Annotated in this window: 12 protein-coding genes; 4 read left to right on the top strand and 8 right to left on the bottom strand. The window is 59.3% G+C overall.

All coding sequences use genetic code 11. The annotated features are described in order from the left end of the window. Nucleotides 1–327: 327 nt before the first annotated feature. The 7 genes from CWC48_RS26250 to CWC48_RS26280 form a co-directional block, all read right to left on the bottom strand. Complete coding sequence (locus CWC48_RS26250; protein WP_177409455.1) at nucleotides 328–672, bottom strand: antibiotic biosynthesis monooxygenase; 345 nt, start codon at nucleotides 670–672, stop codon at nucleotides 328–330. Between the two features lie 484 nt (nucleotides 673–1156). Further along, nucleotides 1157–1903: a YkgJ family cysteine cluster protein gene (locus tag CWC48_RS26255; RefSeq protein WP_100490703.1), complete on the bottom strand. Its 747-nt coding sequence runs from the start codon at nucleotides 1901–1903 to the stop codon at nucleotides 1157–1159. 285 nt (nucleotides 1904–2188) lie between these two features. Beyond that, nucleotides 2189–3322, bottom strand: a complete 1134-nt coding sequence (locus tag CWC48_RS26260; RefSeq protein WP_100490704.1) for an NADH-dependent flavin oxidoreductase — start codon at nucleotides 3320–3322, stop codon at nucleotides 2189–2191. Between the two features lie 117 nt (nucleotides 3323–3439). After that, nucleotides 3440–4609, bottom strand: coding sequence for an aldo/keto reductase (locus CWC48_RS26265; protein ID WP_100490705.1), 1170 nt, complete (start codon nucleotides 4607–4609; stop codon nucleotides 3440–3442). A 246-nt stretch (nucleotides 4610–4855) separates the two neighbouring features. Beyond that, nucleotides 4856–5329, bottom strand: coding sequence for a hypothetical protein (locus tag CWC48_RS26270; protein ID WP_100490706.1), 474 nt, complete (start codon nucleotides 5327–5329; stop codon nucleotides 4856–4858). Continuing rightward, nucleotides 5326–17643 carry a filamentous hemagglutinin N-terminal domain-containing protein gene (locus tag CWC48_RS26275; RefSeq protein ID WP_100490707.1) on the bottom strand — a complete coding sequence of 4106 codons (12318 nt, stop codon included), beginning with the start codon at nucleotides 17641–17643 and terminating at the stop codon, nucleotides 5326–5328. The genes CWC48_RS26270 and CWC48_RS26275 overlap by 4 nt, the downstream gene beginning before the upstream one ends. A gap of 33 nt (nucleotides 17644–17676) precedes the next feature. Next, complete coding sequence (locus CWC48_RS26280; protein WP_100490708.1) at nucleotides 17677–19398, bottom strand: ShlB/FhaC/HecB family hemolysin secretion/activation protein; 1722 nt, start codon at nucleotides 19396–19398, stop codon at nucleotides 17677–17679. Between the two features lie 695 nt (nucleotides 19399–20093). On the opposite strand from CWC48_RS26280, the gene CWC48_RS26290 reads away from it, so the two are divergent. The 3 genes from CWC48_RS26290 to CWC48_RS26295 are packed head-to-tail and all read left to right on the top strand — an operon-like array spanning nucleotide 20094 to nucleotide 20946. Then, nucleotides 20094–20435 (top strand): thioesterase II family protein, encoded by a 342-nt coding sequence (locus CWC48_RS26290; protein WP_256581781.1) that lies wholly within the window; start codon nucleotides 20094–20096, stop codon nucleotides 20433–20435. After that, nucleotides 20404–20592, top strand: coding sequence for a hypothetical protein (locus CWC48_RS30465; protein ID WP_218261623.1), 189 nt, complete (start codon nucleotides 20404–20406; stop codon nucleotides 20590–20592). The genes CWC48_RS26290 and CWC48_RS30465 overlap by 32 nt, the downstream gene beginning before the upstream one ends. Before the next feature lie 3 nt (nucleotides 20593–20595). Beyond that, on the top strand, nucleotides 20596–20946 hold the full coding sequence (locus CWC48_RS26295) for a hypothetical protein (protein ID WP_100490709.1): 351 nt from the start codon (nucleotides 20596–20598) through the stop codon (nucleotides 20944–20946). A gap of 32 nt (nucleotides 20947–20978) precedes the next feature. On the opposite strand, the gene CWC48_RS26300 is transcribed toward CWC48_RS26295, so the two are convergent. Then, nucleotides 20979–22067, bottom strand: coding sequence for a hypothetical protein (locus CWC48_RS26300; protein WP_100490710.1), 1089 nt, complete (start codon nucleotides 22065–22067; stop codon nucleotides 20979–20981). A 191-nt stretch (nucleotides 22068–22258) separates the two neighbouring features. Between CWC48_RS26300 and CWC48_RS26305 the strand changes: the two genes are divergently transcribed. Continuing rightward, nucleotides 22259–22465: a sigma-70 region 4 domain-containing protein gene (locus CWC48_RS26305; RefSeq protein WP_057010985.1), complete on the top strand. Its 207-nt coding sequence runs from the start codon at nucleotides 22259–22261 to the stop codon at nucleotides 22463–22465. The last annotated feature ends 51 nt before the right edge of the window (nucleotides 22466–22516 follow it).

Raw genomic sequence — 22516 nt, forward strand, 5'->3', positions numbered from 1 at the left:
ACCAACGCCTTTTAGGCGGACGGAAGATCGACCTCAGTATGGGTCTTCGAATCTGGCGATAATTGCCTGATCAAACGACAATATTGCCTATTTTGATTAAAGACTTGGAGGTAGCGCGCTTGTAACCCTATGTTTCAGCGATTTCAACTGCTTAAACTGATGAAGGGCATTGCCGCATTCGGCGATGTGCACGAACAACTACCCGCAAATGCCCTGCCCGTCAGTATCAGGCACCGCCAGCCAAAGGCGTGATCCTCACGGTTGCGGCACGTGCTCGCTCACCGATCATGGGATCCATGGGACACCCCTGAAAATCATTCGTGTTGCTTACGTCGACAAGCGGTGCGCTTGCACCTGCGCGATGACATTAAAGGAGTTGAAGAGCAGCGCTTTGGCCGACGGTTGGCCCACCATGTGAAACAGATCGAGCTCCAGGCGTTGCGCCCTCTCCAGCGCTTGCTCCCCGTGTTGCCTGGAGGACCAGAGAAGCTGCATGAGCGCGCGATCGCCTTCGTCACTCACCTGCACGCACGCTCTGATGAACCCTGGACATGAGCAGGTAAAGTGTTCAATACGACTCATCAACGACGCCACCAGCTCCGGCATGTGGATAGGGTCGACGGTAAATTCAACGACGTGACTGAACCCGCAGTTTCGGCTTGACCAGGTCATGAAGGCTCTCCAAAAAAGTTATCGTACGGCCGACGTGCACTTTCAGTACTTACCGCGGGTGGTCGACGGAGCGCACATCGGCAAACACCGCAAAGCGCTACGCGGAAGTACACAGCACATCGACACTTCCAGTTTTCAAACCTATGTGAACAATCGGTTGAATACGCTGCGCGGGGGCTCGCAACGCCCGGATCGAGCGCTGCCTGGAATGACCAGCGGGAATTTGCCGGCAAGGATCGTGCGAAACCAACCAGGTCCAGGCGTCCTTTAATGTGCTGGGAGCCAGAAGAGAGGCCATTTGAGGTCCTTCATCGTTGATCAGCATGACCTCAGTATGCTGCCCCAACGAACCTCGCTTCTTGCCCGATCAACGCGATTGATTGCTTGATTCAACGCTTATCAAGCAACATCAACCCCGCAGACCGAGATATTTCAATATATTTCAGAAATGAAAGCTGCCCGAATCAATCAGAACGGCTGGTACCTACAGCGCATGAAAAATGTAGTCAGTTGGCAGCTGGTCATCAAACGCCAAGCCCACCTGGTGAAGCTGCTGGCGCAACGCCGGAGCATCGACGCGGACCTTCCAGTTGGAACGAGCAGGCCCCACTTTTCCAGCATCGTAGCGGGCAATCGCCTCGGCGAGCTGCAGGCGATCTGGCAAGTACACCGCCAGCGCATTTCCTTTCCATGCAGCCACGTTCAGCCCCAAGGTTTCACACAGCGCAAATTTTGCCTGCGCATCCTCTCTGTCAGCCTGGCGGGAGCGTTCAATCTGATCAGCAAGAACCGGATCAACGATCCGATCTGTAAACAACACTTCACCCTCCTCCCAGACTTCGGGCGGGCAAATCTTGTTTTCCGGATCAAGGGCAATGAACGGATTGATTTCCGCCGGGTATATACGGCACACCAGCGGCCGCTCTTCGTAGATACCGCAACGACCGTCATCACCGAGGCTTTGACATTGCACCAGTGCATTGCCCGCAAACACTGCAACGGCCCGCACATGGGAATTACCGCAAGGCACCGCGACTGCACGTCCTGCGGCGTGGGCAAACTGTTGCGGCCCAGCAGTCCAAATGGATTGCTCAAACGCCTCCAGTATGATCGCGACCTCATGCCCTCTTTCCAGCCACTGCCTTGTCTCGTTCAACGTCAGTGGAACCAACCGCCCCTTGCAGCAGATCCCGCAGCCATTGCACGCAAACCGGATGCTGTTGTTTTGCATATCGCTACTCGCCTGTATGTTCGACTTTCCACAGAAACACCCGCCACCTGCCTACAGCGCAGGCAGGTCTTGAGGCACCTTGGGAGTATGTGAAATGCAGAGCGGTTGTGTTTGCTCGATCGAGTGGCATCTTTGCTCGATTCAAGCGATCTCAAATACGGGAGATTGAGGAGCGGCGGGATTGCCTTTCTCAGGGTGGGGCTGGTGTCAGAAATGAGCCTAGAGCCCATGTGGCAGAGGCACGCTGACTGAGGTTCGCAGCTGCGCACCACGGCCAAATCTACGTTACGGTGCGCCCTGGAGCTTGAACCAACCCGTGGTGGCCTCGATTACGCCCCACAGTTTTGGCGGAATCGCGATCTGCGAAACGCGTGCCGGGTTCAGCGCCGTTTGAATCTGATCGTCGTGGCCTTTTTCTGCCAGTTCCACCCAGTCAGGATTTATGACGAGGCCCTGTCCAACCGCGACGAGCGACAGGCCGAGTTCAAGCGCTTCCTCGGCTTGGCGGGGCGTCTTGATTTGCCCGGCGGCAATCACTGGAATGCGTCCGTCGACATGATCCAGAATCACCTTCGCCGTGGTCTGGTCGCCCTGTCCGTCGACAGGCACCGTTTCCAGCACGCTTCCCAAGGAGACGTGGAGATAGTCGATACCGCTTTCGATCAGTCCATCGACAAGCACGCAGGTGTCGTCGAGGCGCAGTCCATTTTCGCCAGATTCATCTGGCGAAATGCGATAGCCGAACAGGAACGGTCGATCAGCGTGTGCCTTGATCACTCGATGAACCTCATGAACAACCGCCAATGGAAAACGCAGACGGTTCTCGAGTGAGCCGCCCCACTCGTCATCGCGCTGATTGAACTTTGGAGAAAAGAAGTTCTGAATCAGAAATCCATGGGCGCCGTGCAGTTCTATACCATCAAATCCTGCCTCGATGGCACGACGCGTCGCCTTACCAAACGCCTGGATAACGTCGTGGATTTCTTCCTTGGTCATTGCGCGCGGGGTAGCGGAAACGCTGAACGGCCCAGCGTCAATACTCACTGCGCTGGCGCTGACAACGTCCGGCACCAACTCCGAAACGGCCTTGTTACCTGCGTGGAACAACTGCAGCACTGCCGTTGCACCACCGCTCTTCGCGGACTTGGCCAATCGCTTGAGACTGGGAACGAATGTATCGTCGAACGCTGCAAATTCGTCGGTGAATCCAATACCGTTGGCGAGCACGTGCGTGCAACCGGTGATCACCAGACCGACACCGTTTACCCGACGCTGGTAATAAGCAATTTCCTCGTCGGAGACTGTACCGTCCGCGTTGCCGGCCCACGTTGTCATGGGGGCCATCGCCACGCGATTGCGCAACTCGATTCCGTTGTCGAACACAAATGGCTCGAACACCTTACGCGTAACCTGATTCATTTGAGTACCTGATACAAATGGGTTGATCAATGACGCCCTTCTCTACCCCGCGCCAAAACGCGCCGGCTGGAGGAAAGTCGCTACTGGACGCCTTCAGCGGCTTTCAAATTCTGACGGTCACTGGGTGACGTCGACGGCACGCATATGCATTGGGCTCATTCGACCACCGTGCACTTTTAGCTTTGCCAGAGCTGCATCCATTTCCACCAGTTCGGCGGCCGTCAGCTTCACGTTGACGGATGCCAGGTTCTCTTGAAGGTGATCGAGCTTGCGCGTGCCTGGAATCGGGACGATCCAGGGCTTCTGCGCGAGCAACCACGCCAGCGATATCTGGGCAGGAGTGGCATGCTTTTCCTGTGCGAACTTCCTGAGCAAAGCAATGATCGGCTCGTTTGCTGACAGGTTCTCAGGCGTGAATCGTTCAAACCCGGAACGTAAATCGGTGTTGGCGTCGAACCGTGTACTGGCATTCAGTGTGCCGGGTAAAAAGCCCATGCCCAGCGGGCCCCAGCACACGAAACCGATACCCAGCTGTTCACAGGTATCAAGTACTCCGTTGTGCTCGACGCTTCTCTCCATGACGGAGTATTCGGTTTGGACCGCAGTCACACGCTGAACGGCATGCGCTCGGCGAATGGTGCTTGCACTTGCCTCCGAGAGACCGAAGTGCAATACCTTGCCCTCTTTTATAAGGTCCTGGACCGTACCCGCAACATCCTCGATCGGTACGTTTGGATCGACTCGGTGTTGATAGTAGAGATCGATACGGTCGGTGCGCAGCCGCTTCAGCGAGTCCTCAAGCACCTTCCTGATATGTTCCGGGCGGCTATTGAGTGCGCCGCCGGCATCCATGTCGAAACCGAATTTTGACGCGACGACAACCTCGTTGCGAAACGGGGAAAGCGCCTCACCTACCAATTCTTCATTGGTATACGGCCCATACACTTCGGCCGTATCAAAAAAAGTGACGCCCTGCTCATGGGCCGTGCGGATGACCTTGATGCCCTGCTCTTTGCCAGCAGGCGCCCCATAATTGGCGCTGATGTTCATGCACCCGACACCGAGTTCCGAGACTTCCAGAGAACCAAGCTTGCGCTTGTTTGTAACTCGCGTTCCGCTCACTGAGCCGCCAGCGCCTTTTGCGCTATCCGGTGAGGCTGCCCAGGACAGCGGTGCAACACTCAAACCGGCCCCAATGACCGCCCCGCCAATCAAAACGTTACGGCGGCTGAAGCCTGGATGATCTTGGAATGCGTTTTCTGATGTGCCTCTATTATCCTGCTGCATGATCGGGTCCTATCTGTAAATTGCTGCCATGGGATAGACGTTGGTTAAACCCGTCGATACCCCGGGTGAATCCTGGTTTCAGTATGCAGCGCACCTGCCGGGATCATTTGCCCGTTTTGTCGGCATCACTGCCTATTCCAAGGATTCTTCTGAGCATTTCAGACAGTCAGCGGACCGCGCGTGGAAATGCAGTCCGTGAGACCGCAACACCGTATAAAACTATAAATTAGAAGGCATCCATAGAAACTACTCTCTGACCTGAGAAAAAGTAACCACTGGGCCATATTCCTGATCGGACACTATCGCGTGCACACAAAATTTCTTTTCTGGAAATTTACTCAGCAACACCATCCTCCATGACTGAGCAACAATCCTGCACAGCTGTTCATAAACAGCCTCATCCACCCTTTCCCTACAACCTCCAAAAACATCATACAGATGCATATGATTCAACACCTTTTCAACCGCCACCACATCATTGTTGCAAGTTTCCATCCAACTAGAGAATGCTTCAACAGTAAATCTGCTTTCCAGAAACACACCTGATTCGTGAAAAACAAAATCTGGAAATAGGACCTTGCAAAACATCAAGGCATCTTCAGGGTGTACAACATCACTAATATAAGAAAATTCATCCAACTCGGACTGATCCTCCCATTGGCTTTTCCAACGCTCGTATTTTGGCGAACTGACAGCGTCTGTAATCTTAATTATCTTCATGGAATTTCTTCTGCACTGATGCCCCGCGGGGGTTTCTTGCTCGACGGAGATTGTACTCTGATCGATCCATCTGGCAATGTGTTACGACCATAGTCAATAGCATGAGGCGTGGGAATTCCTGCATGTGAATCGCCCGTCACATCGACCCGTTTGAGAATCATACCTTTATCATCATAAACGGCATAACTTGTTATATTCCCTTTATTATCAGCACGATAAAGAGCCCCGTTGGCAGGCCCGCCCTCCAGCATAAAATGCCCACTGAACTTATCGGCTTTCTCCAGAGGCCCGCCTTCTAGATTTTTGGCATTCCTCGGCACTACAGGCTTGCCATTGATATCGCACAGACCAACGTTGTGCACCCAGGTCTTCAACTTACCTACATAAAAAGTATGGCCAACATCCACGGTCAAGTTATAGGTCTTTCCTTGTGGCAGAAACAACTCCAGAGACTCAACGCTGGTCGAGACACCCTCAGTAGGACCGTCCCCTAACGACTGAAGCAAATCGCCTGATTTAAGCTGAATAACCGGCACAAAGTCATGTCGTGCCGGAACGTAAAATGGGTGGCCCGGTGTAACCAGAAGCGTTTCCCTCTCTGAAACTCCATCTGCCCGGATGTTTTTCAGCTTAAGCTGGTAAATCGGCTGATCAGTACGAACGTGTGTAGCCGAAATAGCGGCAGCGAACGGCTCCCCTCCTGTTTCTCGCTTACTCCAGACAATATCTCCCACGCTGAGGGTGTCAATGGCCCGGGGGCCCTGGGGGGTGGCAACCATAGTTCCTGCGGCGAAACAGCATGGCTTGACCGGTTTCGTAACAACGGCGCTATTTCCGAACCCATCGGCATCCGTCGACACACCATTGCCGGGTTTCCCGCCTTTACCGACACCCGCAACAACCTTGGTCCCCCAGCCCTCGGTCAGCAACGTATTGCCCATGTTGCTGATCATGGCGGCTCTTTCGACCACACTGAGTTTGCGACCCGCCGCATCGTCCAGCCAGGAAGTCTTGTTCTCCCACTCCTTGAGATTGGCACTCTCGGCAGGCGTCAACCAGCCTTCCTTAATGTACTTGGCAGTGATGATCTGGTCATCGGTCACATAGATATTGCCCCAAGGGTCATACCCTTGGGCCGGTTGCGCGATGAGCCCTGGATTGCCCACCAGCATCCCGGTCATGTCATAGGAAACCTTGTTCCGGTAGAAGCTGACCAACTCCTGCGCAACCGGGTCGTCCATAGCGATGGTGTTGGCTTTCAGGCCTTCGACACAGGCCCGGGTTTCACATAGGTCGATCAACTGCGAACGTTCGGCCGAGATCTTTTCATACTTGCCTATCAGATCGCGCTGATTCGCTTCGGTGCAATTTCCACCGGACCTACAGGCCTTCAGCTCGTTAAGCAATCGCTCGGCAGTTGGGTGATCGAGGCTGTTGAACTTGGTGGCCTGCTGGGTGACCCAGCCCGCCACTTCCAGTTCTTTATCAGAGCCCCCTGCGGCTCCAGCGACCGTTACGCCGATCAACTGCGAGGTCATCGCCAGCAGTTGATCGTGCATGTCGCCCACGAAGATCTTCTCGCCGACCGAAGCGACGAAGGCTTCATTGGCACCGGCCGCCAGGGCACCGGTACGGAAGCTGCCTCCCGCCGCTTCCGCGATCAGGCCACCGACAATCGCGTGTGCGCCGACCTTGGCCGGAATCCCGGTGAATTCCAACTGGGTACCCAACCGGTTATAGATGGAGGCCGAGAGGACATCCGCAGCCGCACTGATACTGGCCTGGGCCAGATTGTTCTTGAGGCTGCCACCATTGATCGCGGTATTGGCGACGGCACCAAAGCCCTTTTCAGCCAGGGTGTAGCCAACAAACTTGGTCAGTTCATTGGTGCTGGCCAGGTCAAAGCCATGGGTCGCTTTACTGGCATTTTCGGCGGAAACACCGAACGCCTTGTCCAGTACACCCGATGCAAAGCCCGCAACCAGCCCACTGACCAAATACCCCTTGAGGCTTTCCGTCGAGGTGACATCCTTAAGGACCGCGCTCAGGTTGCCTTTGTTGTTTATCGTACTGACCACAGTCTGGACCACGGCAGCGGTATAGGCTGCCGATGCAGCCGCACCAATCGCGGCGGCAGTGGTCGCACTGATCCCCGCGGCTGTCGCGGCGCCGCTTGCGCTGGCGCCAACGGTAGCGGCCGTTCCCGAACCCGCCGTCACTACCGTTACGATAATGACCACCGCCAGCATTGCGCCCATGCCCATGCCGGAGTTGCTGTATTTGAAGGAGTCGTGGACCTCTTTCACGCGCTGCCAATCGACATCGCCACGCTGCTCGGCTTCTTTGAGCCAGGCCAGTTGGGGATCCGCCTGAACCATCGCATCGATGGTCTGGCTGACCGTCTTCTGGTCAATCTGCTTGATGTCGATGTGCAGACCCTTGGCGGCAGTGATCGCCAGGTCGCCCTTGCTGATCAATTCGCTCTGGCGCAAGGTTTCGTCGGTATGGCCCTTACCCTTCGATGAATTCCACGCGAGGCTGTTGTTGGTCTTCTCGTGGCTTTCCTGGCTCAGATCCTTGACGCCCTCGAAGGTGATGGCTCCGCCACTTCTCAGTGTCAGATCCGCGCCACTTTCAAGCTTCGCGACCTGATAACGCTGGTCACCACCACTGACCAGCGTCAGATCACTCCCCGTGGTGATCTGGGTGCCAACGTTGATGGTTTTTGTCACCTCATCGTGTTTGGTCTGCTTGCGTCCCCAACTGCCCTTCTTCTTTTTGTCATACAGCGAGTAATCGGTGTCCTGGGCCGCCAGTACATCCAGTTGTCCAACCGCTGCCAGGTAAGCCTCGTTGCCGGCATTGATCCGACTCGAGATCAGCGCCATATCTTTGCCGGCACTGAAAGTAACGTCTTGTCCGGCACTCACGACGCTGGAAATCTGTTTGACGTGATCTTCCTGTTTCGTAACTTTCTTCGACTTGGAATACGAGTGGCTTTCATCGGCAGCCGAAGCCACCGTAAGGTTATCGCCCGCTCCAAAGTCGATGTCCCGCTTGGCCTCTATCTGGCTGGCGACCACTGCCAGATCACGCCCCGCCTGGACAGAAAGGTCACGCCCCACCGTCAGATCCGAGCCGTACTGGGTAACGCTGCTGCTCTTGGCGCCGGCCGCCACGCTGTTGTGCTGCTCAGCGGCAGCAATGAAGGCATCCCGGCCTGCGGTGATCGTTGTGTCACCGCCGCTTTGCAACGTGCTGCCAGTGCTGACGAAATCCCGCGAGGCCTTGATGGTCAGGTCATTCGCCGCCTCGATGCGAGCGCCACTGTCGGCATACTCGTTGTGCCCGCTGTAACCTTTGTAATTGACGTCATTACCCACCACCGTGCGTTGGTTGATCACATCGCCGGCGATTGCAGTCATATTGACGTCACGCCCCGCGATGACCCCGCCCGCCTTGTTGATAATGTCGTTACCCGCCAGCAGATCCAAGCGGTTACCGGCCTCGATCAAACCGCTGTTGACCAGATCATTACCCGCGGTCGCGGAAAGGTTGTTGCTGGCCCGCAACGTACCAGCGTTATTCAGGTCTTTGCCGGCAATCAGCGTCACATCCCCGCCCTGGATCAGCGCCCCGTTTGGCGCCAGGCGATTAGTCGCCTGGGCCAGGTAAAGCACCGGCACCAGGACTTTCTCGCCATTCACCTCATGCTCTTCGAGCCAGACGATATCGTGGGTCAGCGCCGCGACCTGCTGGGAGGTCAGGCTGACCCCAACCGACAGGTCAAGCTGCTGCTTGCTCTTGATGGCGTTGTCCATCAGGTACTTGTAAAGCGCTTCGTCGGAGGTCTGGCCGTCGATGAAACGCTGCCCGGTACGCTCGACCACCGCCTGCTGGATCAGCTTCTGCTCATAGAAACCGTCGCCCAGGCGTTTGGCGCTTTGATCGGGGTTGTAACCGAGGTTCGCCAGCAGGTAGTCCGAACTCATGAACTGCTTGAGGTCGGTCAGTACCGGGTTGGTTTCGATCAGGTACTTCTGCGGGTTGGACCTGCCCGAGGTGTCCGGCAGGCCCTGCACGCGATTGATGACCTGGCTGCCCACCGTGGAAACCACGCCCGCCTGCCCCGGCAACTGGACACTGCCGGAATCGCCCGGCGCACTGACACTGATCACGCTGCCGGACACCCCAGCGCCCGTGGCCTGCCGGGTAGTTTGTTCGAGTTGAAAAGTGCTCGCGGCGATCCGCGCCGCATCGCTGAACTGCAGGTTGCGCGCCTGGACGTCATCCGCGCCCTGTTGGCGCTGGGCACTGCTGACTGTCGCGCTGCCCATGCTCCAGCTCTGTGGCCCGGCACTGGTTTGGCTTGCCTGGGCCGCAGAACCGCCCTGGCCGCTCAGGCGGAACAGACCGTTTTGTCCGTCCGGCAGGCTGAAACCCCGCGACGCCACGGGGTCCACCCGCTGCTGGGACAGGTTCGGCGGCAGTTGTGGGTTCAGGTAGACGACCGTCGGCTTGGCCGCGCTGCCGACCTGGGTACCGGTCCCGGTCTTCGTCGTCCCGGAGAACTGGGTATTGGCGTGCAGATTGCTGTTGTCGATGGTGTTCTTGGCGTTGATCTGTATCGCCTGCCCGGCCTGGACCACCGAAGCGACACTGCAACCCCCGGCGGTAAACACTTTGTTATCGCTGCTCAGGGTGCCGGCCAGGATGCCGGCGGGAATGGCCACATCCGGTCCCTGACCGAATTTGGTGTTCACGGTTGTGGTTTTTTGTTTGCCGTAATCGTTGAGCTCGGTGTGAGTCCCGCCTTTGTCGGGCTCATGCACGGTCTTGGTGTATCGGTAGACGTACTGGGAATATCTTCGCGCGTAGGCGTCCAGCGCTTCGTTCGCGTAAGTTTTGTTAGTGAAGATATTGCGCACGCCGGTATAGACCCGGTTACGGGCGAAGTTGCCGGCCTCCAACCCCAGGTTCTCGAAGGTATCCACGTTCAAGCGAATATTCTTGCCAGCAGAAATCGTCGAGGCGGTGTTGGAAAAGCGGCCGACATCGCCATCAATGTTTCCGGCCACCGCCAGGCTCGCTCGCGTGCCGCTGATGGTCGACTCCGAGGTGTAGTTTTCGGCGATATAGAACGTGCTGCCGTTAAACGTGATATCGCCCGACACCAGCCGCTCTTTGCCGATAACCCCTTCGGTCTTGTTGTTGAAGCTGTTCGCCGACAGCGAGAAATCCCCGTCGACATTGATCGAGGACGCCAGGTTGGTCACGCTGTTGGCGCGACCGCCATTGAGTCCCGAGATGTTCAGGTTGCCGATGCTGTAGACATCCCCGTTGTCGTTGGTGAAGTCATTGACCAGCAAGCCCATGTTTCGGCCGCTGAAGATCAGGCCGTGATCGTTCACCAGGGTGGGCGTCTTCAGCGTCAGGTCCTGGGTCGCTCCCAGCGTGCCGGTGTTGCCGATACTATTGGCGGTGACCGTCATGGAACCGCCGGACGTCAGGCGCCCGGCGTTGCTCAGGCCACCGGCATTGATCGTGGTATCCCCGCCACCGGCAATGCTCGTGGCAGTGCCCAGGGTTACCTGGGCCGCGCTCAAGCCCAGGGTGCCGACGCTGCTGTAGCGCCCGTTACCACCATAGGTGCCGGCCAGGGTCAGGTTGGCCGTGCCGTCACTGGCGATCAGCCCATCGTTGTTCCAATTGCCACCGTTGCCGGTCAGGCTGTCCGAGGCCAGCAGTTGTCCGCCCGCCGTCTGGTTGAGGGTGTTGACGTTCACCGTCAGGCGCCCGGCCTGGATCACGCTGCTGTTGGTCCAGTTGTCCGCCGTCAAGGTCAGGCCGCCACGGGTTAACAGGCTGCCGCCGGCGTTGGTGATATTGGCGGTGCTGATATCAAAGGTGCCGTTACCCACATGCAGCAGACTGCCGCCCATATTCTGGAAGCTGCTGGCATTGAGGGTCAGGTCGCTGTTGGCGGTTTCCAGCTTGCCGTTGCGGTTATCGAACAGGCCGCCGATCTGGAAGTCGGTCTTGCCGCCGGAGCCCAGTGCACGGATCTGGCCGGTCTGGTTATCGAGGCTGGCCGCACGCACGCTCAAACTGCTGTCGCTTTCAATAACGCCCAGGCGGTTGTTCAGCGCGCCGTTGAGGCTGAGGTCGATGCGCTGGCCTGCGATCTGTCCGTCGTTGTCGCCGCTGTTGTCGAAGTTGTTGCCGCTGACCTGTACCAGGCCCTGGGCGTACAGGCCGCCGTTGCGGTTGTCGAAGTCGGCGGTGGTGATCAGGGCATCGCCGCTTTGCGCCGCGATCCGCCCACCGTAGTTGTCGATCCCGCCAAGGGCCCTGAGGTTGAGGCGCTGGGCCTGGATGATGCCGCCCTGGCGATTGTTGGCCAGGTCATAGCCGTTTTTCAGCACGCCGACGACATGGGCTTCGAAAGCGCCCTTGAGGCTGGCCAGGGTGCCGCCACGGTTGTCGAGGCTGGCCGCGCTGACACTGAGGTCGCCATTCTGGCTAATCAGCTTACCGCTCTGGTTGTCGATATCGCCGCTGACCGTCAGGTTGAGTGCACCTTGCCCTTGCAGGGAGCCCTTGCCGTTGGCGAGGCTCGCGGCGTCGACGCGGACGCCAGCGTTCTGGCTGTAGATCAGGCCGTCACTGTCGTTCTGCACGGCACCGCTGCTGCTGATCACCAGGTTGTCATTGGCCGCGACGGTACCGCGATTGCGGTTATCCAGGCTGCCGGTGAGCAGGCTCAGCACCCCTTGGCTGATGAGTTGGCCGCCCTGGTTGTCGATCTGGCTGCTGCGGCTGATCACCAGTGGTCCGCCGCTGGCGAGCTGGCCGTTGCTGTTGGTCAAGGCGCCGAGCAGGTCGAGGCTGACTGCGGCCTTGCCGCTCAGGGTACCGTTACGGTTGTCCAGGGTAGTGCCGGTGAAATCCAGGGCCTGTTGTGCGCTGATGCTGCCGCTGTTGTTCAGTCTCATACCTTGCAGTGTCAGGGTGGCGGCGCTGTCGATGGAGCCGCCCTGGGCGTTGTTCAACAGACCGCTGACGGTCAGGCGCTGGGCCGCGCCACTGGAAAGAATACCGGCGCTGTTGTCGAGGCTGGCCGCGTTGACGGTCAGGGCTTGCTGGCTGACCAGCGCACCGGCATTGCTGTTGAGCAATGCACCGCTGACGTTGACATCAAGATTGCCGCTGCGACTGGACAGCGTGCCGCTGTTGCGGTTGTCCAGGCTCGCGCCGTTGACGGCCAGCCCCTGCCAGCCGGAAATCAGGCCGCCCTGGTTGACCAGGCCGTCGCCGGCCACGCCCAACTGGTTGCTACTGATCAGCTTGCCGCCGCTATTGTCCAGGGTCCGTGCGGTGAGGTTGAAGCTCTGGCTGCTGGAGAGCTCGCCGCCCTGGTTGTTCAGGTCACGCAGATGATTGAGGGTCAGGGGGCCCTTGGCCTTGAGCAGGCCGTTGCGGTTGTCGAGATCACCCCCCGCCAGGTCGAGGCGGATGGCTTGGTCGCCGAGCAGGCGGCCGCCGTTCTGGGCCAGGGCGCCGAGGCTCAGGTCGATATCGCCCTTGGCCGAGACTTCGCCGCCATTGCCGGAGTCCAGGCGGCTCGCGTTGATCGTCAGGTCGGCCTGGCTGTTGATCAGGCCCTTGGCGCTGTTGTTCAGGGCCATGGCGTTGAGGGTCACGGTGCTGGCACCCAGCAGGGTACCGCCCCTGTTGTCGAGGTCGGCGGCGCTGACGTTCAGGGCTTGGGCGGCGTTTATCAGGCCGTGGTCGCGATTGTTCAGTTGACCGCTGGTGGTCAGGTCGAGGTCGCCACGGCTGGTGACGGTACCGCCGCTGTTGTCGAGGCTGGCGCTGCGGATATCGAGCGCGGCGGCGGCGATCTGGCCCTTGAGGTTGCTCAGTGCCTGGTTGATCCGCAGAGTCACGGCCTGGTTGCTCAGCAGTTTGCCGCTGCTGTTGTCCAGGCTGTCGGCGGCCAGCACGAAGGCCTGGGCACTGGAGATTTCACCGCCCTGGTTGTTCACGCCCTTGAGGTTGTTGAGCCGCAATGACGGTGCGTTGATCAGGCCGTTCTGGTTGTTCAGTTGGCCGTTATTCAGGTCCAGGGTCAGTGCCGTGTTGCTGAAGAGTTTGCCGTCCTGCTGGTCGAGGCCAGTGACGCTGGCGACCAGGGCCTTGTCGCTGCCGATGCGGCCGCTCTGGTTGCTGACCTGCCCTGCCGTCAAGGTGAGGCTTTCGTTGGTGCTCAGGCTGCCGGTGCGATTGTCGTAAGCGCCGGTGGTGACAGTCACTGCGCCTTTACCGCTGATCACTCCCAGCCGGGTGTTGTCGAGACTGGCACTGTTCAGATTGATGCTGCTGTCGCTGACTAGGCGTCCACCCTGGTTGGCCAGGGTGCCGTTGGCCTTGACGTTGAGCGCGCCGCCACTCGACAGACTACCGGCCGTGTTGGTCAGCCCGACGCTGCTGACGTCCAGCCGGCCTTCGCTGCTGATCAGGCCAGCGCTGTTGTCGAGGTCAGCGCCGAGGGTGAGTCGTGCGTCCTGGTCGCTGAATAGTTGGCCGCCGGTGTTGTCGAGGGCCTGGCCGTCCAGCGTGACGCCGGTCTTGCCCTTGAGCAGTCCCAGATTGCGGTTGAGCACTTCGGCCATTTCGAGGGTCAGCGTGGTATCGGCAAGGAGCTTGCCGCTGTCGCTGTTGTTCAGGCGCTTGCCGGTCAGGCGAATATCGGCACTGCTGGAGAGTTCACCGCCGCGGTTGTCGATAACGTCGACATCGAGTGTCAGCGCTTTTGTCGCCCCTACCAGGCCGTTCAGCCGGTTATCCACGGAGGCGCCGCTCAGGGCTAGCGCGCTGCTGGCGATCAGCTTGCCGTTGCGGTTATCCAGAGCAGCAATGTTCGCTGTGACATCGGCTTTTCCGGAAACGGCACCGTTGCTGTTATCCAGGCTGTTGGCCGTCAACAGGATAGCGCCGTCGCCCACCAGGGTGCCGCCCTGGTTGATGAACGCCCCGCTTACGCCGAGGTCGACCGCACCGCGGCTGCTGATCAGGCCCTGGCTGTTGTCCAGGCTGGCGCTACGACTGTCGAGAGAAGCCGCGGCCACCAGGCCCTTGATGTTGCCCAGCGCCTGATCGATACGCAGGGTCAGGCCCTGGTTGCTCAGCAGCTTGCCGTTGCTGTTGTCGAGGCTTTTCGCGGCCAGGGCAAAGGCTTGGGCACTGGAGATTTCACCGCCCTGGTTGACGACCACGTCGAGGTTCTTCAGCACCAGCAGCGGGCCGTTGATCAGGCCGCCACTGTTGTCCAGGCGGCCGTTGTGCAGGTCCAGGTTCAGTTGGGTCTTGCTGAACAGTTCGCCGCCCTGTTGGTCGAGGCCGGTGACGTTGGCCGTCAGATCCTTGGCACTGGCAATACGCCCGGAAGCGCCGTTGTTGACCTGGGTGGCCGTCAAGTCAAGGCGGTCGCCACTGGTCAGGCGGCCACCCTGGTGGTTATCCAGGGTGCCGGTGGTGACGCGGGTCGCACCCTCGCCGCTGATCAGGCCTTTCTGGCTGTTGTCGAGACTGCCGCTGGCAAGCACCAGGCCCTGGTCCGTGAGGATCGACCCGCCCTGGTTGAGCACTGCGCCGAGGCTGTCGATCGACAGGTCGGCGGCACTGCCGAGCTTGCCGGCCGTGTTGTCCAGGCTGCCGACCGTAAGGCCCAGCGCACCTTCGCTGCTGAGCGAGCCGGTGTTGTTGAGCAGCGCGCCATCGAGGCGGATATCCAGGCCCTGCAGGGCGGAGATGTTGCCGCCACTGTTATCCAGGGTCTTGCCGTTCAGGTTGACGCTGCCCCTGGCGAACAGCCGGCCCTGGTTCTGGTTGATCACTTGCGCCACTGCGACGCCAAGATCAGTCTCAGTCAGCAGCTTGCCGCCATCGCTGTTGTCCAAACGCTGCCCGCTGACACTGACGCTGCTGTGGGTGCTGGACAGCTCGCCGGTACGGTTGTCGATCTGCTCGACATTGACGGTCAGGCCCTGGGTGCTGGCGACCGTGCCGCCATTGCGGTTGTCGAGGCTCTTGCCGGTCAGCAGCAGGGAACCCTGGGCCACCAGCGCCCCGCCCTGCTGGCTGAGGCTGTCGATGCTGGCTTCGAGGTCACCCTGGCTGGCAATACGGCCCTGGGTGTTGGCAACCTCCTTGGCCTTGAGACTGACCGGGCCGACTGCGCTGAGCAGGCCACCGCTATTGTCCAGGCGGGTGCCTTCGAAGCCGACGGCCGCCTTGGCGACAAGGTTGCCCTTGTCGCGGTTGTCCAGTTGATCGACCAGCAGCTTGAGGTCTTTGTCGGCCTGGATCAGGCCGCCACGATTGTCCGCCGACCCTCCGCGTACGGTCAGGTGGTCCTTGCCCGCCAGGCTGCCGCCGCGGTTGTCCAGGCTGCCGGTGGTCAGCTCGATGCTGCCCGTGGCGCGCAGCTTGCCCTGTTCGCGGTTATCCAGCGCGCCGTGAACGGTGGCACTCAGCGTGCCGTCCGCCGCCAGCACCGTGCCCGCCGCGCGGTTGTCGAGGCTGGCGGCGGCCAGGGTCAAGGCCTTGCCGGAACCCAGGGTCCCAGCATGGTTATCCAAGGCACCGCTGAGGTCGATGCTCAAGCCCAGATCGCCGGTAATCTGCCCGCGGGTATTGTCCAGGCTGACGGCCTTCAAGGTCGCCAGGGTTGAACCCGACAAGGTGCCGTCACGGTTATTGATCGCGCCGCTGGCAGTGAGGCTGAGCCCCCTGTCAGCCGCGATCAAGCCGGACGTATTGTCGAGGCTGGCGACATTCAGGGTGACATCGGCCAGGCTGGAGATTTCCCCACCGCGATTGCCCAATGCGCCGACGTTCACCACCAGGTCGCCGTTGCTGGAGATCAGACCGTCCCGGCCGTTCACGGCCTTGTCGGCGGTCAAGGTCAGACGGTCGGTGCTGAGCAACCGCCCCTTGTTCTGGTTGTCGAAGGTGCCGGCGGTGACGGTGGTCTGCCGCTGCCCGCTGAGGGTGCCGCCCTGGTTGTTCAGGGTCTGGGTGGTGGTGATGTCGAGGTCACGGCTGGCAATGATGTTCTTGCCGGCGTTGTTGAGGCTCTGCGCGCTGATGCTGATATCGGCGTTGGTGTTGCGGGTGTTATCGGGATTGACTCCGCTTTCGATGATGCCATTGTTGACCAACTGGCCGCCGCTGGTGAGGGTTATGCGGTCCTTGGCGACAAGGTTGTTCTGGCTGGTCAGGTCGCCTCGGGTTTTCATCTCCAGTGTGGTGCCGGCGTAGGCCGACCCTTGGATGTTGGCGCTGACGGCCTCTATGTTCACTGCACCGTCGGCGGCGACTTGTGCAACGGTCAGGTCGCCGTTGGCGTCGATCTGGATGTCGCCTGCGCTGGCAGCCATCTTGCCATCGAGTTTTACCCCGACACCGGCTTCGCTGCTGACCAGCTTGATCGCCCCGGCGTACATGCCGCCCAGGGCTGAAGAGTCGATCGCCAGTTGCGGGGCTGTTGCTGGGTCGGCCACACGTGCGGTGGCCTTGAGGGTCTTGGCATCGACGTCGTTGGCACCGGCAATGATCGTCAGGTTCTTGGCTTGAATCTCGGCATTGAGCTTGGCCGAACGGGTGATGATTTCGAACTGGTCGATGTTGTTGGCGTTCAGGCCTGCGCCTTCGATGGACACGCTGCCTTGATCGACTTGGTAGCGACTGATCTGGCCGTTTTCGATTACCGCTTTACCGGTGGTCAACGTGGCTTGCGGGGTGTTGATAAACCCGCAGCCGTTACAGGTAATCCCATACGGGTTGGCCACGATGACATGCGCCGACTGCCCTGCCACTTCGGTGAAACCGCGCAACTGGCTGGGGCTGCCGCCGTTGACCTCGTTGAGGATCACGCTGGCAGCCGTACCATTGAGGTTCTGGTTGCCGAGGATGATCCCGCCCAACTGGGTCGACTGGGTCCGACCGGTCGCGTTGTTGAGGATCACGCCCTGCTGACCGACGTTGTAATCCTTGAACTGGTTATGCGACAGCCCACTGCCATTGGGCGCGGCAATGTTGACGATAGGCACGCCGTTGCCCGCCTGGCCGAGCGTCGTCCCCGGCGCACTGACCACAATCCCGTCCGCCTGCGCCAGCAATGGCTGCCAGAACATGGCGTTGGCCAAGACCAATGCCAGCCCGCGCTTGGGCAAGCCCAAGAAGTTGGAACGGCTTTTTACGGCTGCAGAAGGTTGGCGCGCAAGGAAGGCGAGCTGGCGAACGTCCATGTCATGTCTCGATGCCCAAGGGGCGGTAAAGATTTAAAGGAAGAAATCCAGTCGGAAATACACCGGCGCTTCACGTTCAGTGATCGGCCCCGGGCGTTCCAAAGAGTGTGCAAAGGTCACCGTGGCGGCGACGTTCTGCCCGCGCGCGAACAAGTCCACGGAGTTGCTGGTCATGCGCCCGTGCTGTTCGGCGTTGTAGCGGCCATGGCTGATCACGCCCTGGTCGTAGCCGAGGCTGGTGCCGTATTCGGCGAACACTGGCTGCAACCACGCGAGGGTCACCGGCCTACTCCAGCGCAGGTCGTTGCGCCAGTAGCCGCCGCTGTCGCCGGACAGACTTTGATCCTTGTAACCGCGTATCGAAGATTGCCCGCCCAGGCTCATGCGTTGGGGGCTGAACAGCACGTCTTCGCTGCGTTGGCCGGTCATCAGGCTGCTGAAGCTGAACGACTCGCCCCACAACTTGAACGGGTACAGGTAGCTCAGGGTCGCGGTGTATTTGCGGTAGCGCGCATCGGCCTGGCCAGGGCGTGGGTTGTGATTGGCCTGGGCGTCGAACGCGCCGATGCCGTCCTGCATGCCCAGGTCGATATTGAGGAACGAGCCGCCAATACGCCGGCCATGGTTGATGCCGAATTGGGCTTCGCTGAGGCGGTTGCTGCTCAGGGCGAGTTTGCTGTCTTCGATGAAGTTGTTGGTGCGCAGGTAGGCCACGCCGGTACTGAGGGAGGTTTTGCTCAGGGCGTCGCGGTGGATGACCCGCTCCAGGCGCAGTTGGTGGTTTTGGCTGTCGCCCGATTGCTTGAAGTTAAAGCCGCTGGCCTGGGCCAGCGAGCGGTAGTCGCTCTCGCTGTAGGTGTAATTGAGGTTCCACCAGCCGAACGGCAGGTTGTAATTGAGCATCGAGTTACGCGAGGTTTTCTGGTGGTCGCTGATCGCATCGTGGCCGCCTCGTAGCGACAATTGGTCCGCCAGGCCCAGCGGGTTGTCCCAATCCAGGCTGGCGCCCCACTGCTGTTCGCCGGTGCTGCGCTGGCCGCCGTTGTGACGGAAAAGGCCGACGCGCCAGGGTTTTTGCGGGGTGTTCTTGACCAGCACTTCGCTGCCGCCGACTGCTTTGCCCGGTGCCAATTCCATCTGGGCCTGGTTGGAGGGCAAGCGGTTCAGTTGGTCGACCATCTGCTCGATTTCGCGCAGGTTCAGCAGGTCGCCGGGTTTACCTGGAAAGCTCATGGCCAATTGACGGTCAGTGATGCCGCTGCCCTCGGCGCCCTTCATGCCTTCCAGTCGGCCCTCCACCACCTGCACCTTGAGGTTGCCGCTGCCGAGGTTTTGTTGCGGCAGGTAGGCGCGACTGGTGACCAGGCCTTTGGCCAGGTAGTGGTCGGTGATGACCTTGAGCAGATCATTGAGCTGCGGCACGCCAAGACATTGGCCGATGTAAGGCTTGATTAGGCTGGCGCGTTCGCCTTCGGACAGCGCGTCGGCGCCGCTGAGTTCGATGGTGTTGATGGCGAAACAGCGAGTGTCGGCGGGCGCTGCCGGCTTGGCGGGGGCGGCGGCTTTGCCGGGCAGGTCCTTGAGCTCTTCGAGGCGGCGCTGTTGCTCTTCGAGCAGGCGATCCTGGCGGTCACGGATCAGGTCGGTAACGCCTGGCGTGTCCTGCGGGGTTGCGCCTTGGGCCATCCCGGCCGTGCTCAGGCAAAAAAATGCGAACAGCAGGCAAAGCCTGGTCCGACGTACCGAATGCCACATTTCTAGATCCCTCTAAATGGCCTTGTGCCACTATTTTTTTCGGCGATCTTAGAGTGGCGATTTGATGGCGTCAATTAAATGTATGATTTTGTTTCAGCGTTGAAATGTTGATATCAAGTCGCAAGAAGCGGTAGAGACCGAATTCACCGCGCAACCCTATCCCTGCGCGAGTCAACCTCGGGCACCCGGATTCTCAAGGCCGCCAAGCGCCCCCGCGAACAGCCATCGCTGATCAATAAAGATGTTCGCCGTGGGGGCCAAAATGGGGGCATCGAAAAGTTTTTCGGACCTTAAAAGACCGTTCCAGAGCCCAGTCAAAATGTTTTTCGGGGACCCTGAGAGTCTTTAGGCGTCGGCTGGCAGGCTGTTCGGCTGATCATTTTTGCGTTTCCACCAACCATGGAGCTCCATTCACTTCCAGTGGATTGCTACATTGGGGGCACATCTGAGGGCATGCTTTGGATGGCTTGAAAAGGATGCCCCCAGCCTTAGGCCAAGCAGGCTATTGATGAGGATGAATGGACTGAAGGAGATATGAGCCCTCAGCCCTACCCCGTATTAATGACCGAGTCGTGTCGGCATTGAAACCGATCAGATAAGCCTCATGGCCCACCCCGCCAAAGCAAGGTTAATGCTTTCCCCGGAACAGGCTTACTCGTAGATCCTTCAGCGAAAGCCGCATCGCCGAACCGAGCATCCAGGACATGACGCAACTGATGCGCCAGCTCATGGACGCGATCCGGCCCTACACCGACAAACCCTGGACATTGCTGGGTTGCAGCCTGGGGTGCAAGATCGCCCTCGAAGTGGCGCGGACCTTGGCCAGCGAGGGTCGCCACCCGCAGTTGCTGTTCCTGATGGCGTGCCCGGCGCCGAGTTTGCCGATCCAGCGCAAAGTGTCGGACTACAGCGAGGAGGATTTCGCCCTCGAAGTCCGACACCTGGGCGGCACGCGACAGTGCCTTGTCGGAAGGCTACTGCGTAGCAACCGATACGACCCTGGCCGTGCCGATGGTGATGATTGCCGCCAGCGATGATCACCTGGTCACGGTGGAAGCCGCGCGCCGCTGGAAACGGCACGCAGCAGCCGGTTTCGACTGGCGCCTGGTGGACGGCGGGCACTTTTTCCTGCGTCAGCAACGCACGCAGCTATTGGGCTGGCTTTCTGAAGCCCTGCAACACCCGCCGCGCTGAATAGTGCGCAACGACGTGGCCGTACCGGGCTACGGTGCACAGTGGCAAGCCGAAATCGAGGCCGTCATGGCCCATGGCGTACCCTTTGTGTTGATCTACCTGGAACCTGGGGACGACGAAGCCCACGCCAACCGCAAGCTGCGCAGCCTGTGGTTGAAGACGCACAAGGAGGCCTTTGGCCATTTGTGTATCAGCTTGATCAGCGTGCTTGCCGATGAGGCGCGTCGTGCGCATTTCGATGCCATGGACAAGATTGGCGAACAAGCCTCTGGCATTCGTTATGAAACCGCGGCGACGCAGGCCGAGGGCGAGGCGCTGGCACAACGGCGTATCGCCCAATTCGGCGCTGCTTAGCTCAACCCGACCGGGTTCCGGCGACGGAACCCTCAATCGCTAAAGCGTTGAAAAATCCAAGGCAATTGCTCTGGTTGGTAGCCGTTGATCTTTTTTCCCACTGATATAAGCGCATTGTTGACGCTGCGTGGGGTAGTGCCCATTCCAGGTAGTTTTTCCGCCGTAACTCGGCAGGCCTGCGCTTTGCTGAGTCCCTGGTCATGGTGAAGATCCCAGGCGAATAGCCCTCGAATCAACGGCGCAACGCTGGTGAGTGTCTTGAACAATTTATGCGCCTGTACAGGCTCGAATAAGTCGACAAAATCCGTGGTCGGCGACGGTTCGTCGAGCAAGCGTTGCAGTCTGGCGTAATCGCCTTTTGCACGGGCATCCGCTAACCGCCGTGCCCGAATCATTCCTCTGCCGGAATAAGCGGCGTTCACGATTTCCCTTCTGGATGGCGCCGGAGTTTCGGAGTCAAACACCACAATTACACTATCGGTGACCCGTTTGCCGTTGATTATCACTTCATCCACGTCAGTGGTGAAGCTCCTGACACTGCGATTGGAAACAGGGATGGGAGACTGCCCGGGGCGGTTATAGAACGTATGGACCTCAATCATCCGTGGCGGCTCATGGTCCTCGTCCATTCGGCTCTGCTTGCCATGGTATGAGAACTTTCCGGTGGTGATACCCATTTTCTCACGCCCGGCTGAAGAGTTGATGAATACCCACCAACCCCACATCAGCTCAAGTTCGTTTTCTACGGCTAGGTCGGCAAGTCGGAAGCCCCGCGTGAACTGCAACCTTGACCAAACTTCATCAATCTGGCTTTCGAAGCGATTCATCGTGTCCCGCAACAACTGAGCCTGGTGTTCGTCATCAGCCTCATCAGCCGGGTCGTACTGCCACTGAAACGCGTCCAAAAGGACCGCAGCCCCCCTTATGCCTTCGATGGGCTCGTCCATCACTTGGCCGGGTGTATCGATGGCCTGGGCAATTTGATCATGCAATTGAACAAGCATCAGGTGTGCATCCCCGGTTACCAAGCGCTCTTTGCGCTTAGCAAGCTCAATCCAGAACAGTTTGTCCCACTTGTCCTTTGTCTCGACTTCGTCATCCGTGTATTCGTCTGTTCGCATAAATCACACCATGCTGGGTGCTACCCAGGTTGGGATGGCCGATAAGCAGCAGAGTGAATAACCTGCAACCGGCTAGCTCACTCAGACTCCAAATCCGGGGTTTACAAGGGGCTTGCATACAGAAGGAGCGGCCCAAGCCACGCCTTCTCCTCCCACCATCAACATGACGCGAGTCGAATACAGAGGTCCCTATGTTTGGTTTTTTCTCAGGCATCCAGAAAGAAATAAATCGCGGCTTTTACGGCCAGCTTGCCCGGCGTGACCAAGACGCTTTCTTGCAACATCTCTATGACAAAGGCTACTCAGTCCCGGAGATCAGCAAAGAAATGGCGGTCACGGCACCCAACATTTACAACCGCATCACTGCGCATCGCGGGCGCGGCCCACAAACCAATTGAGCCTGCCTGGCCGACCAGGTGAAACCACGGGCTTGCGCCTCGAAAGCAAGC

This window comes from Pseudomonas sp. S10E 269, from assembly GCF_002798465.1.
GTDB classification, from domain to species: Bacteria; Pseudomonadota; Gammaproteobacteria; order Pseudomonadales; family Pseudomonadaceae; genus Aquipseudomonas; species Aquipseudomonas pergaminensis.

Coding starts and splice junctions, on each gene's coding strand:
- CWC48_RS26250 (WP_177409455.1), bottom strand. CDS start 672: ATGACCTGGTCAAGCCGAAACTGCGGGTTCAGTCACGTCGTTGAATTT.
- CWC48_RS26300 (WP_100490710.1), bottom strand. CDS start 22,067: ATGCGAACAGACGAATACACGGATGACGAAGTCGAGACAAAGGACAAG.
- CWC48_RS26305 (WP_057010985.1), top strand. CDS start 22,259: ATGTTTGGTTTTTTCTCAGGCATCCAGAAAGAAATAAATCGCGGCTTT.
- CWC48_RS26255 (WP_100490703.1), bottom strand. CDS start 1,903: ATGCAAAACAACAGCATCCGGTTTGCGTGCAATGGCTGCGGGATCTGC.
- CWC48_RS26280 (WP_100490708.1), bottom strand. CDS start 19,398: ATGTGGCATTCGGTACGTCGGACCAGGCTTTGCCTGCTGTTCGCATTT.
- CWC48_RS26270 (WP_100490706.1), bottom strand. CDS start 5,329: ATGAAGATAATTAAGATTACAGACGCTGTCAGTTCGCCAAAATACGAG.
- CWC48_RS26275 (WP_100490707.1), bottom strand. CDS start 17,643: ATGGACGTTCGCCAGCTCGCCTTCCTTGCGCGCCAACCTTCTGCAGCC.
- CWC48_RS26265 (WP_100490705.1), bottom strand. CDS start 4,609: ATGCAGCAGGATAATAGAGGCACATCAGAAAACGCATTCCAAGATCAT.
- CWC48_RS26260 (WP_100490704.1), bottom strand. CDS start 3,322: ATGAATCAGGTTACGCGTAAGGTGTTCGAGCCATTTGTGTTCGACAAC.